Annotated in this window: 16 protein-coding genes; 13 read left to right on the top strand and 3 right to left on the bottom strand. The window is 57.0% G+C overall.

Going from position 1 to position 15,171, the window contains the following annotated elements:
* The first annotated feature begins 126 nt into the window (after positions 1-126).
* The 5 genes from ccoS to ttcA all read left to right on the top strand — a co-directional run bounded on the left by ccoS (position 127) and on the right by ttcA (position 3,891).
* Complete coding sequence (ccoS, locus tag G5287_RS05570) at positions 127-315, top strand: cbb3-type cytochrome oxidase assembly protein CcoS (protein ID WP_033138318.1); 189 nt, start codon at positions 127-129, stop codon at positions 313-315.
* Entirely contained in the window at positions 299-985 is a 687-nt protein-coding gene (locus G5287_RS05565; protein WP_108613359.1) for a sulfite exporter TauE/SafE family protein, read from the top strand. The genes ccoS and G5287_RS05565 overlap by 17 nt, the downstream gene beginning before the upstream one ends.
* Positions 986-1,053: 68 nt before the next feature.
* The gene (locus tag G5287_RS05560; protein WP_005336632.1) at positions 1,054-1,809 is read left to right on the top strand and encodes an FNR family transcription factor; all 756 of its coding nucleotides are present in this window, start codon (positions 1,054-1,056) and stop codon (positions 1,807-1,809) included.
* 151 nt (positions 1,810-1,960) lie between these two features.
* On the top strand, positions 1,961-2,908 hold the full coding sequence (gene uspE / locus G5287_RS05555) for a universal stress protein UspE (RefSeq protein WP_005345417.1): 948 nt from the start codon (positions 1,961-1,963) through the stop codon (positions 2,906-2,908).
* A gap of 74 nt (positions 2,909-2,982) precedes the next feature.
* Positions 2,983-3,891 (top strand): tRNA 2-thiocytidine(32) synthetase TtcA, encoded by a 909-nt coding sequence (gene ttcA / locus G5287_RS05550; RefSeq protein ID WP_421172914.1) that lies wholly within the window; start codon positions 2,983-2,985, stop codon positions 3,889-3,891.
* 103 nt (positions 3,892-3,994) lie between these two features.
* On the opposite strand, the gene G5287_RS05545 is transcribed toward ttcA, so the two are convergent.
* Together G5287_RS05545 and G5287_RS05540 are read right to left on the bottom strand one after the other, a co-directional pair.
* Positions 3,995-4,681, bottom strand: a complete 687-nt coding sequence (locus G5287_RS05545; RefSeq protein ID WP_421230992.1) for a DUF2987 domain-containing protein — start codon at positions 4,679-4,681, stop codon at positions 3,995-3,997.
* 16 nt (positions 4,682-4,697) lie between these two features.
* Positions 4,698-5,435: a hypothetical protein gene (locus G5287_RS05540; protein ID WP_005351939.1), complete on the bottom strand. Its 738-nt coding sequence runs from the start codon at positions 5,433-5,435 to the stop codon at positions 4,698-4,700.
* A 201-nt stretch (positions 5,436-5,636) separates the two neighbouring features.
* Between G5287_RS05540 and potA the strand changes: the two genes are divergently transcribed.
* From potA to G5287_RS05520, 4 genes are all read left to right on the top strand, one after another.
* Positions 5,637-6,740, top strand: coding sequence for a spermidine/putrescine ABC transporter ATP-binding protein PotA (gene potA, locus G5287_RS05535; protein ID WP_005351940.1), 1,104 nt, complete (start codon positions 5,637-5,639; stop codon positions 6,738-6,740).
* The gene (gene potB, locus G5287_RS05530; RefSeq protein ID WP_421230991.1) at positions 6,727-7,614 is read left to right on the top strand and encodes a spermidine/putrescine ABC transporter permease PotB; all 888 of its coding nucleotides are present in this window, start codon (positions 6,727-6,729) and stop codon (positions 7,612-7,614) included. The genes potA and potB overlap by 14 nt, the downstream gene beginning before the upstream one ends.
* The gene (gene potC / locus G5287_RS05525; protein ID WP_005336644.1) at positions 7,611-8,381 is read left to right on the top strand and encodes a spermidine/putrescine ABC transporter permease PotC; all 771 of its coding nucleotides are present in this window, start codon (positions 7,611-7,613) and stop codon (positions 8,379-8,381) included. The genes potB and potC overlap by 4 nt, the downstream gene beginning before the upstream one ends.
* A gap of 81 nt (positions 8,382-8,462) precedes the next feature.
* The gene (locus tag G5287_RS05520; protein ID WP_421230990.1) at positions 8,463-9,530 is read left to right on the top strand and encodes an extracellular solute-binding protein; all 1,068 of its coding nucleotides are present in this window, start codon (positions 8,463-8,465) and stop codon (positions 9,528-9,530) included.
* 394 nt (positions 9,531-9,924) lie between these two features.
* Here G5287_RS05520 and G5287_RS05515 read toward each other — a convergent pair whose 3' ends face one another.
* Entirely contained in the window at positions 9,925-10,716 is a 792-nt protein-coding gene (locus tag G5287_RS05515; protein WP_421230989.1) for a hypothetical protein, read from the bottom strand.
* 654 nt (positions 10,717-11,370) lie between these two features.
* Between G5287_RS05515 and G5287_RS05510 the strand changes: the two genes are divergently transcribed.
* The 4 genes from G5287_RS05510 (at position 11,371) to rbsC (ending at position 15,157) form a co-directional block, all read left to right on the top strand.
* Positions 11,371-11,988, top strand: coding sequence for a glutathione S-transferase family protein (locus G5287_RS05510; RefSeq protein WP_201937827.1), 618 nt, complete (start codon positions 11,371-11,373; stop codon positions 11,986-11,988).
* A gap of 233 nt (positions 11,989-12,221) precedes the next feature.
* Positions 12,222-12,641: a D-ribose pyranase gene (gene rbsD / locus G5287_RS05505; protein ID WP_227342878.1), complete on the top strand. Its 420-nt coding sequence runs from the start codon at positions 12,222-12,224 to the stop codon at positions 12,639-12,641.
* Between the two features lie 18 nt (positions 12,642-12,659).
* The gene (rbsA, locus tag G5287_RS05500) at positions 12,660-14,192 is read left to right on the top strand and encodes a ribose ABC transporter ATP-binding protein RbsA (protein ID WP_421230988.1); all 1,533 of its coding nucleotides are present in this window, start codon (positions 12,660-12,662) and stop codon (positions 14,190-14,192) included.
* Complete coding sequence (gene rbsC, locus G5287_RS05495) at positions 14,189-15,157, top strand: ribose ABC transporter permease (protein WP_159158968.1); 969 nt, start codon at positions 14,189-14,191, stop codon at positions 15,155-15,157. Before rbsA ends, rbsC begins: the two co-directional genes overlap by 4 nt.
* The last annotated feature ends 14 nt before the right edge of the window (positions 15,158-15,171 follow it).

Genomic DNA, 15,171 nt, shown 5'->3' with positions numbered 1-15,171 from the left:
AAAATAGCTGAAAATGTGGCCTGCCTCCGATGCAGGCCACATTTCTCACTGATAGCGGCTGGCCCCCTGCCCGAACAGAGTTACCATAGGGGACGCTTGCCAAGGATGAACGCCAAGGTACCTCCCATGAATATAATTTTTGTCCTGATCCCCATCGCCATCCTATTTGTGATCATCGCCGGGGTCGTCTTCTTCTGGGCCATTCGCTCCGAGCAGTTTGAAGATCTCGACCGGCAGGGTTCCAACATCCTGTTTGACGAAGAGCAACCCACCCACAAACCCGCAAAGCCTGCTGACAATGACCCACAACCTTGACCTGGCCGGCGCCCTGCTGGTCGGACTGGCAGGCTCTGCCCACTGTATCGGCATGTGCGGGGGTGTCTCTGCCGCGCTCTCCATGGCGATCCCCGCCAACAAACAGCATTTTTGGGGGCGACTCGCCTATCTGCTCAACTACAACCTCGGCCGGATCCTGAGCTATGTGATTGCAGGTGCACTGGTGGGCGGCCTGCTCGCCACCACCAGCGAGCTGGGGGCTGGCAAACACGCCATCGCCGGATTGCGCTTGGTGGCTGCGCTATTGATGATTGCACTTGGCCTTTATCTGGCGGGCTGGTGGCAAGGGATCTTGCTGCTGGAGCGGCTCGGCGCCAGACTTTGGCCCCGTATCAAACCGCTGGCGGGCAAATTTATCCCCTTCACCTCACCTGTGCAGGCACTGCCCTTTGGCATGGTGTGGGGTTGGCTGCCCTGCGGGCTGGTCTACTCCATGCTGACCTGGAGCGCGGCGGCGGGTTCGGCCGGCGGCGGGGCGCTCATCATGCTCTTTTTTGGTCTCGGCACCCTGCCCACCTTGTTTGCGTTGGGCGGGCTCGCCGATCGCCTGAGATACTGGCTCACTCTGCGCAGTTTGCGCCTTGGCGGTGCCCTGCTGCTCATTTTGTTCGGGGTACATACCTTCTGGATTGGCATTGCTTCCTTTTGAAACCCTATCCAAAACGGATGAGTTGATGGTAAACTTGTTTGATATAAATCAATTATTCGTATGAGCCTATGATCCCGGAAAAGAAACCTGGCAGACGTATCCAGAGCGGTGGCTGTGCAATTCATTGCCAGGATTGCAGCATCAGTCAGCTCTGTATTCCCTTCACTCTGAACGACAACGAGCTTGATCAGCTGGACAGCATCATCGAGCGCAAGAAGCCGATCCAGAAGGGTGAAGAGCTGTTCAAGGCTGGCGATGAGTTCAAATCGCTCTATGCCATCCGTTCCGGGACCATCAAGTCTTACACCATCACCGAGCAAGGGGATGAGCAGATCACCGCGTTCCACCTCGCTGGCGATCTGGTCGGTTTTGATGCCATCCACAAACAAGCACACCCCTCCTTCGCCCAGGCGCTGGAAACCGCCATGGTGTGCGAGATCCCCTTTGAAGTGCTGGATGATCTCTCCGGCAAGATGCCCAAGCTGCGCCAGCAGATCATGCGTCTGATGAGCAACGAAATCATGGGCGATCAGGAGATGATCCTGCTGCTCTCCAAGAAGAATGCCGAAGAGCGCCTCGCCGCCTTCCTGCACAATCTGTCGGTACGCTTCTCCGAACGCGGCTTCTCCGCCAAGGAGTTCCGTCTATCCATGACCCGTGGTGACATTGGCAACTATCTGGGGCTGACCGTTGAGACCATCAGTCGTCTGCTCGGCCGTTTCCAGAAGTCCGGTCTCATCAGCGTTAAAGGCAAATACATTACCGTACTGGATCAGGTCGCGCTGGGCATGATGGCCGGTGCAACTCGCCCGCCCTGCGGCTGATTTTTCCGCTTACCCTCTCACTTTTTTCCTGCTTTCCCTGCCGGATCCTTTCCTCTGGAATGTGATCCGGTACGTTCCCCATACCCTCCTCCTGCGCTAAGCTGTAATGGCTAAGATTCTGCTGTCATTGGACTTTTCCAAGGAGGAGAAGATGGTCAAATATCAGAATATTCTGGTGGTTATCAATCCAGAAGAGGAGCGCCAAATCGCCCTCGAACGGGCAGTCAAAGTCGCCGAGCTGGACGAAAACGCCCATCTGACCCTGCTGCTCACCATCTATGACTTCTCGTATGAAATGACCGCCATGCTCTCGGTGGACGAGCGGCAAGAGATGCGCGACGGCGTCATTTCACAGCGACGTGAGTGGCTGGACGAGATCCTGACCCCCTATCGGGCACAGGGGATCGAGTGCGAAGTGAAAGTGGTCTGGCACAATCGTCCCTTCGAGTGTGTCATTCAGGAGGTGCTGGAGCAGCGCCACGATCTGGTGGTCAAAGCCACTCACCATCACAGCTTCCTGCAAACCTTCATCTTTACCCCCACCGACTGGCACCTGCTGCGCAAATGCCCCTGTCCGGTGCTGCTGGTCAAAGAGGGTCACTGGCAACGGGGCGGCAACATCATCGCCGCCATCAACTGCTCAAGTGACGATCCGGATCAGAAACTGCTCAACGAACGGATCACCCAGGAGGGAAGCGACATCGCCGAGCTGCTGGGCTCCAATCTCTATCTGGTCAACACCTACCCGGGCACCCCGGTCAACGTGGCCATCGAGCTGCCAGAGTTTGATCCCAACGCCTACAACGAAGCTATCCGCAAGCACCACGAAAGCCTGCTGCTAAGCCATGCCGACAAGTTCGGTATCGGTCATCTCTGGACCCGGGTTGCAGAGGGGCTACCGGAAGAGGTGTTGCCGGATATGGCCGAAGAGCTCAAGGCGACCCTGATGATCATGGGCTGCGTCGGCCGTACCGGGCTTTCTGCAGCTTTGCTCGGCAATACCGCCGAACATGTGATTGACCGCCTCTCCTGCGACATCCTGATCCTCAAACCGGCGGACTACAGCTGCCCGGTCGACAGTCGTCGCAATCAATCATAAGGTGCCTGGCACCTTGCCCTCCCCCGGGACATGGCTATAATAACGCGCTTATTTGTGTCCCGGGTTTTACGAGCATGCTAGAAGAGCTGAACGCCAAAGAAAAATACAGTTTTAACAAACTGCAGAAGCGCCTGCGGCGCAACGTGGGTCAGGCCATTGCCGACTTCAACATGATTGAAGAGGGCGACAAGGTCATGGTCTGCCTCTCAGGCGGCAAGGACAGCTTCGGTATGCTCGACATACTGATGAGCCTCAAAGCCAGCGCCCCCATCCATTTCGATCTGGTTGCCGTCAACCTGGATCAGAAGCAGCCCGGTTTCCCCGAGCATGTGCTGCCCGAGTATCTGGATTCCCTCGGCATCGAGTACAAGATTGTTGAAGAGGATACCTACTCCATCGTCAAGGAGAAGGTACCGGAAGGCAAAACTACCTGCTCTCTTTGCTCACGGCTGCGCCGCGGTATTCTCTACCGCACCGCCCAAGAGCTGGGTTGCACCAAGATTGCCCTTGGCCACCACCGCGACGACATCCTCGAGACCCTGTTCCTCAACATGTTCTACGGTGGCAAGCTCAAGTCCATGCCGCCCAAGCTGGTGAGCGACGATGGCAAGAACGTGGTGATCCGCCCGCTGGCCTACTGCAAAGAGAAGGATCTGATCCGCTACGCCGACGTCAAAGCCTTCCCCATCATTCCGTGCAACCTGTGCGGCTCGCAGGAGAACCTGCAGCGTCAGGCCATCAAACAGATGATGCAGGATTGGGATCGCCGCTTCCCCGGTCGTATCGAAACCATGTTCACCGCCATTCAGGACGTGATCCCGAGCCACCTGCTCGACCACAAGCTGTTTGACTTCAAGAGCATCAACCGCGACTCCGGCATCATCGATGGCGGCGACAAGGCCTTTGATCCGCCCGATATGCCAAAGGCGCCGCTGCTGGATATCGACGAGATGGACATGCTGGATGTGATTGAAGTGCGCTAAGCCGCGCTCACATGGCAAACGCCACACAATAAAAAAGGAGCGATAATCGCTCCTTTTTTGCTTTCTTGACCTGCCTGTTACCAACGTGACAACACCATCGGCATCAGTCCTTGTGCAGCCAGGGGGTCAGTCGCAGCACGTCACCCTGCAGGCGCAGTTGCCCGGCAGCGAACGCGGCCAGTTGCTCATTGCTTAGCAGCAGGTGGCCTTCCTGCCAGGGCAGCGCTTCCTGACGGGCGCCATCAATCAGATAAGCAGTGCCGCTCTGCTGCACCAGGGTAATGCGTACCCCTTCCATCTTCGGCAGGAAGTGCTTGCCGACCATGCCCGCCATCTTGTCGAGCAGCGACTGCATCTGCTGCTGACGGGCCGCCAGCTCCGCCAGCGGCAGTTCGGGGCCATTCGGTGCGTCGGCCATCACCTGTACCGTCATATCGCAAGTGGCGTGCTCTTCTTTCAAGCCGACGGTCACGATCCCCTTGTCGAGGTTGAGATCCTCATCAAAAGGCAGGCGCAGTTCGCTATCGACCGTTACCTCGCCCGCGACCTCCTTGCTGTCGGTTGCAACCCGGGCAAAGGTGAGGCCGCAGCGCTGACCATTTTGCGGATCGGTCAGATAAAACCCCAGTCTGGCGTGACCAAACTCCCCTTTGGCAAAGGTCTTCATCTGGCTGTAGAAGGTGCTGTATTGCAGATCCAGCACCGGCTCAGCCAGCGCCAGCCCTGGCAGCAAGAGCGTGGCCAGCAGACTCTGGCGCACAGCCTTGGTCACTCCATATCGACGGGTCATTCAACGTCCTTTTGCATCATGCATTGAAATGGTTGGGGCCTTCTGTCACCTCGTTAACCTCTACCCCCACCCCGCAGAGATCCCGATAGAGGATCCCCTTGCAGTTGAAATAGAGCGGTGCCACCCAGATAAGCCCCAACCCCATGGGGATCAGAGCCAAGAAGAAGAGCGCGGTCATCACGCCGTGGAACAGCACAATGCTGGGCCAGCCGCGCGCAAAGAGCTTGAGAGAAACCAGAATGGCTTGGGGCGGCGTCAGGCCACGCTCCAGCACCAGAGGTACGGTAAAGAGCAGCCCCATGCCGATCAGGGCCGAGGGAATGAAAGAGAGTACGGCGGGCAATCCCAGCAGATCGAATAGCGGGCCAAACAGGCTGGTGAGCAGACTGCCAAGCAGGCTCAGCATGCCGAGGCGTACAAAGTGGCGGAAGAAGTCGAACACCTGGTTGGCGCGGGCGCGCACCCCGACCGACTGCTGCAACCCAAGCATATCGAGGGAGCTGGTCATGGGGGCCATCACCACCGTCATCAGCAGACTCAGCACCATGGCCACATTCATCTGGCTGTCATCCCCCAGATAGGGCAACAGCAGCACATTGCTGAGCAGGATCCAGATCGCCGTCACCCCGACAATCGCCAGCAGCAGGCCAAATCCGGTACGGCGGGTCTGTTGCCATCCCTCCTGGATGACCCCTTTCAGATCAAGGCGGTAGCCCTGGTTCAGAGACTGCTCAAGGGAGCCGCCAATACGCATTTTATTACTCAATTGACTATCCAATATCGAAAACGACCAAATCAGGTGGCACATTATAGCGATTTGGTCTGCTATTCGTAGCCGTTTTTCCTGCGCACTTGCGGCTAATTCGGGCCAAAAAGCCTTTAATTTCATGTGTCGGCTGCATAGAATGCGGCCCTCTTTCAACACGATGGCCACTGGCTGGGGTGAGACTGGCGGATGATGAACAATCCACAGGTAATTGTCGCGCTGAACAAGATCAGCAAAAAATACGATGGCAAGGTGATCCTGAGTGACCTTGACCTTGAAATCTATGACGGTGAATTTCTTACCCTGCTGGGCCCTTCCGGCTGTGGCAAGACCACCCTGCTGCGCCTGCTGGCTGGGCTCGAATCGGTCGATGGTGGCACCATCCATCTGGCCGGTGACGAGATCACCCATATTCCCGCCGAACACAGGCACATCAACACCGTGTTCCAGAGCTATGCGCTCTTCCCCCATATGACGGTGTTTGAAAACGTCGCCTTTGGCCTCGAGATGCAGAAAGTACCGGCCAGCGAGATCCGCCAGCGGGTCGAGGAGACCCTCGCCATGGTGCAGCTCACCGAGCTGGCCAACCGCCGCCCGGATCAGCTCTCCGGCGGTCAGCAGCAACGGGTCGCCATCGCCCGCGCCGTGGTCAACAAGCCCCGCCTGCTGCTGCTCGACGAATCCCTCTCGGCGCTCGACTACAAGCTGCGCAAGCAGATGCAGAGCGAGCTCAAGGCGCTGCAGCGTCGCCTTGGTATCACCTTTGTCTTCGTCACCCATGATCAGGAAGAGGCGCTCACCATGTCTGATCGCATCCTGGTGATGGAGGGGGGCAAGATCATCCAGCGCGGCACCCCGCGCGATATCTACGAGTCGCCAGCCAACCTGTTCGTGGCCCGCTTTATCGGCGAGATCAACGTGATGGATGGCAAGCTGATCAGCCAGCGCGAACCCGGTATCTGGCAGGCCGAGGTAGAAGGTCGCGAATGCCTGCTCCATACCACCTTGCCGTTCCAGCCAGACGACAAGGTGCTGGTGCTGCTGCGCCCGGAAGATCTGCGCATTCTCGATCAGGATGACGATCAGAGCGGTGCGCTGCGTGGCAATATCCGCGAGCGCAACTACAAGGGGGCGACGCTGGATTCGGTGATCGAACTCGAAAGTGGCAAACAGCTGCTTATCTCCGAGTTCTTCGACGAGGATGACCCCGACTTTGACTACCGTCTGGGTCAGGAGGTGGCGATCCACTGGGTCGACAGCTGGGAGGTGGTGCTGCCCTATGAGCCTCACTAATCTGCGGGTACCGCACAGCTTTGCCCACAACGGCTTTCGCAACACGGCCATTGCGCTGATCCTGGGCTGGCTGACGCTGTTTGTCTTCCTGCCCAACCTGATGATCATCGGTGTCAGCTTCCTCACGCGCGATGAGTCCGAGCTTATCGCGCCGCTCTTTACCCTGAACAACTATGGCCGCCTGCTGGACCCCCTCTATTTCGAGGTGCTGCTCCACTCCCTCTGGCTGGCACTGCTCGCTACAAGCATCTGCTTGCTGGTGGGTTACCCCTTTGCCTGGCTGCTGGCCCATCTGCCAGCGCGTATCCGCCCGCTACTGCTGTTTCTGGTGGTGGTGCCGTTTTGGACCAACTCCCTCATTCGCACCTATGCGCTGAAAGTGCTGCTCGGCACCCGGGGGCTGATCAATGGCTGGCTGCTGGATCTGGGGCTCATCGAGCGACCGCTGCAGATGATGTATACCGAGGTGGCCGTCATCATCGGACTGGTCTATGTGTTGCTCCCCTTTATGGTGCTGCCGCTCTACTCCAGCATCGAGAAGCTGGATGGCCGTTTGCTGGAGGCGGCGCGGGATCTCGGCGCCAACGGCTGGCAGCGGCTGGTGCGGATCATTTTGCCCCTCACCCTGCCCGGCATCATCGCCGGTTGTCTGCTGGTGTTCCTGCCCGCCATGGGGATGTTCTATGTCTCCGACTTGCTGGGGGGCGCTAAGCATCTGCTGATCGGCAACCTGATCAAGACCCAGTTCCTCAACAGCCGTGACTGGCCCTTTGGCGCCGCCATCAGCGTGATGCTGACGGTGCTGATGGCGCTCTTGGTCTACTGCTACTGGCGGGCAGGCAAGCTATTGAGCAAGAAGGGGGAGCTGGCATGATGCGCGCACTGAAGGCTCTGTTTCTGCTGCTGGTGTTTGGCTATCTCTATGTGCCCATCGGGGTGCTGATCGCCAACTCCTTCAACCTGTCGAAATATGGCATCGACTGGCGCGGCTTTACCCTTGGCTGGTATGAGAAGCTGTTTGCCAGCGCAAGCCTGATGCAGGCGGCCCAGCACTCCCTGACCATCGCCGCCCTCACCGCCACCGCAGCGACCCTGATCGGCACCCTCACCGCCGTGGCGCTGTTTCGCTACCGCTTTCGCGGCAAGCAGTACGTCAGCGGCATGCTGTTCGTGGTGATGATGTCCCCCGATATCGTGATGGCCATTTCGCTGCTGACCCTGTTTGTAGTGACCGGCATTGCGCTGGGCTTCTGGTCGCTGCTGATTGCCCACATCACCTTCTGTCTGCCGTTCGTGGTGATCACCGTCTACTCGCGGCTGTGTGGCTTTGATGTGCGGATGCTGGAGGCGGCGCGGGATCTGGGGGCAGGCGAGTGGATCATCCTGCGCCGCATCATACTGCCGCTGGCCCTGCCGGCGGTGATGGCAGGCTGGCTGCTCTCCTTTACCCTGTCGCTGGACGACGTGGTGGTGAGCTCCTTTGTTACCGGCCCGGCCTACGAGATCCTGCCGCTCAAGATCTACTCCATGGTCAAGGTGGGGGTCTCCCCCGAGGTCAACGCCCTGGCCACCCTGATGCTGGTCGCCTCCCTCGGGATGGTGCTGCTGGCGCAACTGTTACTGCGTAAACGGCAGGGGTGACCCTGCCCGTTTCGTCCCCGCCACCTTTGGCGAACTCTGTCACGGTGGGCCGCAAGGCCCCATAACCCCAAGGAGTTGTTGATGACAATCCAACACAAGGCTGGCGCCCTGCTGGCAGCCGCCCTCACCCTCACCACCCCGCTGCTGAGCCAGAGCGCTCACGCGGCCGATGACAAGGTGGTCTACTTCTACAACTGGTCGGAATATGTGCCGGACGGCCTGCTGGAGCAGTTCCAGCAAGAGACCGGCATCAAGGTGATCTACTCCACCTACGAATCCAACGAGACCCTCTACGCCAAGCTGAAAACCCATGGCGACGGCTATGACGTGGTGGTGCCCAGCACCTACTTCATCTCGAAAATGGCCAAAGAGGGGATGCTGCAGCCGCTGGATCGCGCCCAGCTGCCCAACTTCAAGCATCTCGACCCTACCCTGCTCAACCACGAGTACGACCCGGACAACCGCTACTCCATCCCCTATATCTGGGGCGCAACCGGGATCGGCACCAACACCGACATCATCGAGCAGCCGGTCACCAGCTGGAAGCAGCTCTGGGCACCGGAGTGGAAAGAGAGCCTGCTGCTGATGGACGATGCCCGCGAGGTGTTCCATATCGCGCTGGTGCAACTGGGCTATAGCCCCAACACCCAGGACAAGGCGCAAATTGCCGAAGCGTTCGAATACCTGAAAAAGTTGATGCCCAACGTCAAGGCGTTCAACTCCGACAACCCGGCCGACCCCTTTATCGCCGGTGAGGTCAATATCGGCATGCTGTGGAACGGCTCGGCCTACGGCGCCCAGCGCGAATACCCCTCCATCCAGATGACCTACCCCGAAGAAGGGGCGGTACTCTGGATGGACAACCTCGCCATCCCGGCCAAGGCCAAGCATGTGAAAGAGGCCCACGCCCTGATCAACTTCCTGATGCGCCCCGATGTGGCCGCCAAGGTGGCCGAGGCAATTGGCTACCCCACCCCAGTCAAGGATGCCATTCCCCTGCTCACCCCAGCGCTTCGCAACAACCCCATGGTCTTCCCGAGCGACGAGATCAAGCGCAAGGGCGAATTCCAGTCCGATGTGGGTGATGCCTCCCGCCTCTACGAGCAGTACTTCCTGCAGCTTAAAGCCATGGTGGCCAAGGCCGGTTAAGTCGGCGGTTAATCGACCCTCTGACGGGCTTAATGGATAAAGGGGGCAATATTTGCCCCCTTCTCTTTTTAACCACCAGCGCAATTTTTAAGCACAACAGTCATAGACACTGAGAGGCACAGGCGCGCATCGATTAACAGCAAAATATATAGATAGTCATCTTTAAGCCAGACAGACCACAATTTTTGTAAGTGCTCCACTGCAGCCGGCTTCAGAGCAAATTTGTAGGGAAATATGAGGGGGGGCGATGTATTTCTCCATTTAGAAGGGAGGAACTCATAGCGACCCCACTGTGGAGATATAGGCAAAACGGATGTGTTTATGGGGAATAACTGTGCAATTTTATCGAAACAGCTAACGTCCGATTACGATTCGCTAATCTAACTAACAGTCTTTATACCCCCTTTTCATAGGACAAATTATTATTTAGTGGATCGCCATATGCACTCTCTAAAACAGTATTTTGTTTAGCGCTTGACATTTTGTCCTCCATAACGAATTTAAAATTAACTATCGATGGTAGCGGTTTATTATGAACTTTATATTTACGTCTATATGTATTTACTTCTCTTTGATTCAGTCGCTTACAAACAACACCACCTTTTAATTTGTTAAGACCAACATCTGGTCGGCATGAAATATTTACACTCCCCAGTTTTAACTCACTCCAATTACTGTATGCTGAAGATAAAAAATACCCTTGACGATTATGTTGATCTGAAGGGTTAGCTTTCAAATTAGCCTCCAACTCGGAACCTGCCTTCACTATAAAATAGCCAACAGAATCTAACACCCAATTACATCGGCCAGGCAATAAATAGTCTTTTGACACTTTTACACTGAATCTGTTTGATTGATATTTCTTAATGGGGTTATCTATTTGCCATCCCCTGAGTCTAGTATTTGCAGGTATAACACCGAACGCATAAAAAGTTTTGCTGCAAGTAGAGTCAGTTTTATTAGATGCAATGAAAGTACTATGAACAGCTAATTGATAGCCCTTATCAAAAGGAAACTCACCCTGAATAGTAAACAATTCTGTTGGGGTGGGATTAATCTCTGGCTCAATATAGGGCTCTTTAAGCCACCAGTACCACCCTCCGCCTATCACGGCCAAAGCTACAAAACCCGATATCAGTTTGGTTTTATTTTTGATATTGCTTGAGTTTCCCTTTTCATCATCCATTGATCACCTCTTTATTTTCCTTAACCTACTTCCTACCTTTCCTTAAGACTCTCAATTTCGCTGAGTTTCACTCCCCTTCTCTTAGTAAACAACATGGCTACTGCATATATATTTCCAACTACCTACATGCTGTTTTATAACCGGATTAAAGCATGATAAAACATTATAGCCACCATGAAAGCCGTGGAAAGTTTGTAGAAGAACATGGTATCAAACACAAACGATTGCAGTCATCAAAAAGTTATCTAAAAAGGCCGTTTTCTGTTTGATGATCTAAATGAAGATCAGTCTTGTTAGATAGGATTCATTGTAACGACCCAAAAATTAGAATATCTGATGACGATCATATCGTGCAAGAGCGGGAGAACAACCAAGGACGCTATTGTGCCCCAGTCCTTTCAGTACCAACCGCCCATCCTCAGGTATCAACTATCCCATCAAGTTCAACACCATCTGATTTGCACCCTTAGCCGAGGAATTTATGAAATGGTCAAACAAACCGATTAATTCTGCGCTTTTTCATCACCTCTAAGGGGTGTAGATTGGTTGAGGGGGCAAACGTTGCCCCCTCTCTTTTTTCATGACCCCTCGAGGTATCACGAAAACACATTTTTCGCCGATATCGCGGGTGGCCTGAGCCAATCAGGAGTATTCATGTCCGATCTGACCCTCTATTTCGCTCCCGGCACCTGTGCCATGGCCGTGCAGATTGCCCTGCTGGAAGCGAATGCCCCGTTCCAACCCCGTCTCGTCAACCTCGCCGCAGGGGAGCAGCGTGATCCTGCGTATCTTGCCATCAACCCCAAAGGGCGGGTGCCTGCCCTTGTCACCGAGCAGGGCACCCTGACCGAGACCCCGGCACTGCTGCTCTATGTGGCGCAGCGCTTCCCCGATGCCAAACTGGCGCCGCTGGACAACCCGTTCCTGCTGGCCCGCATGCAGGAGGTCAACAGCTTCCTCGCCTCCACAGTGCATGTCTCCCACGCCCACGGTCGCCGTGGCAGCCGCTGGGCCGATGACGAGCAGGCCATTGCCGCCATGCAGCAGAAAGTCGCCAGCAATATGCGTGACGGCTTTGCCCAGATTGAGCAGCACTATCTGGCAGGCCCCTGGGTGCTGGGCGAGCAGTTCAGCGTGGCGGATATCTATCTGTTCGTGGTCGCGGGCTGGCTGAAAAGCGATGAGGTCGAGATCAGTGAATTCCCCAAGGTTGCCGATCATTATCAGCGCATGCTGAGCCGTCCGGCGGTCGCCAAGGCACTGGCCAACTAACCATAAAATCAATAGCTCGATAAATAACAAGGGTGTCAGGGCTCTGCTGACACCCTTCCTGCCGCCTCCCCTGCACTTCTTCTCCCGCCTTTGAGATCGTTTTCACATTTCCGTGGTTTTGCCGTGGCCCTTCCTTAGTAAAAAGCCTATCTTTGCGCCATGACGCAACCGGTTGCGTAACCGGTTGCCTAACGGTTCACAGATTGACGGGCCAAGGCCTGATGAGGTGCTGTATGAAACGAGGCGTACTGCTCAATGCTCCCCTGAGTGCCCTGGTGGCACGGATGGGTCACACCGACGAGATCACCGTCTGCGATGCCGGCCTGCCCATTCCGACGGGACCGGAGCGGATCGATCTGGCGCTGATGGCGGGGACGCCGAGCCTTGAAACCGTGCTGACCGCCCTGCTCACCGACTTGGTGGTGGAGAAGGTGATCATGGCAAGCGAGATCAAGCAGATCAGCCCCGCCGCCCATCAGGCGCTTGTGGATCAGCTGGAGGCGCACGCCGCCGCCCAGGGCAAGCCCATCACCATCGAGTACTGCCTGCACGAAGCATTCAAGGCTCGCTCCCAGCAGAGCAAGGCCATCGTGCGCAGCGGCGAGGTGACCCCCTACGCCAATCTCATTCTCTGCGCCGGCGTGGCGTTTTAAATTCCCAAGGAAGCAGCTATGAGCAACGCCAATATGCTCCCCTCGCCCATTCTGGCTCTTTCCGGAATCGTCAAGACCTTCCCCGGGGTGCGCGCCCTCGATGAGGCGGGCCTCAAAGTCTATCCGGGTCAGGTGATGGCCCTGCTCGGTGAAAATGGCGCCGGCAAATCCACCCTGATGAAGGTGCTGACCGGCATCTATCAGGCCGATACGGGCAGCGTCAGCTATCGCGGTCAACCGGTTCACTTCAAGGGGCCGCGCGACTCTCAGGATCAGGGGATCAGCATCATCCATCAGGAGTTGAACCTGCTGCCGGAGTTGTCGATTGCCGCCAACATCTTCCTCGGGCGCGAACCGCGCACCCGTTTTGGCAGCATCGACCACAAACAGCTGCGCGAGCGGGCGAGCGGCCTGCTGGCGCGACTTGGCGTCAAGCATGGCCCGGATACTCGGCTCGGGGATCTCTCCATCGGCGAACAGCAGATGGTGGAGATTGCCAAGGCGCTGTCGTTCGATGCCAGCGTCATCATCATGGACGAACCCACCGATGCGTTGACCGATACCGAGACCGAGCAACTGTTCAAGGTTATCCGCGAGTTGCGTGAGCAGGGTTGCGGCATCGTCTATATCTCCCACCGCCTCAAAGAGATCTTCGAGATCTGCGATCGGGTCACCGTGCTGCGCGATGGCAAGTGGATCGGCGAGAAGGCGGTGAGCGATCTGGATGAAGACAGGATCATAGAGATGATGGTGGGTCGCCGTCTGGAAGAGCAGTATCCGCGCCTTGAACGCGAGCTTGGCCCTGTCAGTCTGCAGGTGAAGGATCTGACCGGTCCCGGCGTGCGCGGGGTGAGCTTCTCCCTGCGTCAGGGGGAAATTCTGGGCTTTAGCGGCCTGATGGGCTCCGGCCGTACCGAGCTGATGAAGCTTATCTATGGCGCCAGCCCCGTCAGCAGCGGTGAAATCACGGTCGATGGCCACGCGCTGGTGCCAACCAGTCCGGCCGATGGTCTTGCCGCCGGTATCGCCTATATCTCCGAAGATCGCAAAGGTGATGGACTGGTGCTGGAGCTCTCGGTGCGGGAGAACATGAGTCTGTGCGCCCTCGACGAGTTCATCAGCAACGGCAAGATTGACGGCAAGGCCGAGCGGCAGGCGGTGAGCGACTATGTGCGCCTGTTCAACATCAAGACCCCGAGTCAGGATCAGCTGATAAAGCTGCTCTCTGGCGGCAACCAGCAGAAGGTGGCCATCGCCAAGGGGCTGTTGACCCGGCCCAAGGTGCTGATCCTCGACGAGCCGACCCGCGGCGTCGACGTGGGGGCGAAAAAGGAAATTTATCAGCTGATCAACCAGTTCAAGAAGGAGGGGATGAGCATCATTCTGGTCTCCTCCGAGATGCCGGAAGTGCTCGGCATGAGTGATCGCATCATGGTGATGCACGAAGGGCGCATCAGCGCAGAGTTCAACACCCGCGATGCCAATCAGGAGAAGCTGATGGCGGCGGCAGTCGGTAAACAGTGGCAAGCAGAGCAAGAGGCAGCACAATGACAACCCAAACCCTTCCCCGCCGCGGCATCATGAACAAGGCCTGGTGGATCGAGAACAAATCCCTGGTCGCGCTGCTGGTCCTGATTGGTGTGGTCTCCTTCCTGAGCCCCAACTTCTTCACCGCCGACAACCTGCTCAACATCCTGCGCCAGACCTCGGTCAACGCCATCATGGCGGTCGGTATGACGCTGGTTATCCTCACCGCCGGTATTGATCTGTCGGTCGGCTCGGTACTGGCCCTGTGCGGTGCGCTGGCGGCGACTATGGTAGCGATGGAGCTGCCGATCTGGCTGGTGGTGCCCCTCACTCTGGGTGCCGGCGCCCTGCTGGGCGGCGTCAGCGGCCTCATCATTGCCAAGGGCAAGGTACAGGCATTTATCGCCACCCTGGTCACCATGACCGCCCTGCGCGGCATCACCATGGTCTATACCGAGGGTCGCCCCATCTCCACCGGTTTCAGTGACGGCGCCGATCACTTCGCCTGGCTCGGTACCGGTTACCTGTTCGGTCTGCCGGTGCCCATCTGGCTGATGGCCATCGTCTTCCTGCTCGCCTGGTTCATGCTCAACCACACTCGTCTGGGTCGATACATCTACGCGCTGGGCGGCAACGAGTCTGCTACCCGCCTCTCCGGTATCAATGTGGATCGGGTGAAGCTGGCGGTGTATGGTCTGTGCGGCGCGCTCTCGGCGCTGGCAGGGCTTATCGTTACCTCTCGCCTCTCCTCTGCCCAGCCGACGGCGGGCATGGGTTACGAGCTGGATGCCATCGCCGCTGTGGTGCTGGGTGGTACCAGCCTGATGGGCGGCAAGGGCCGCATCATGGGCACCCTGATAGGTGCGCTGATCATCGGCTTCCTGAACAACGCCCTCAACCTGCTCGACGTATCCTCCTATTACCAGATGATCGCCAAGGCCAGCGTGATCTTGCTTGCCGTGATGATCGATAACAAAAGCAATCGTTGATAAGACAAGCCACA

The sequence above is a fragment of the Aeromonas sp. 603079 genome (assembly GCF_049172135.1).
GTDB lineage: Bacteria > Pseudomonadota > Gammaproteobacteria > Enterobacterales > Aeromonadaceae > Aeromonas > Aeromonas veronii.
The sequence above is the reverse complement of the archived record's forward strand: the minus strand, read 5'-3'. Positions and strand labels throughout refer to the sequence as shown.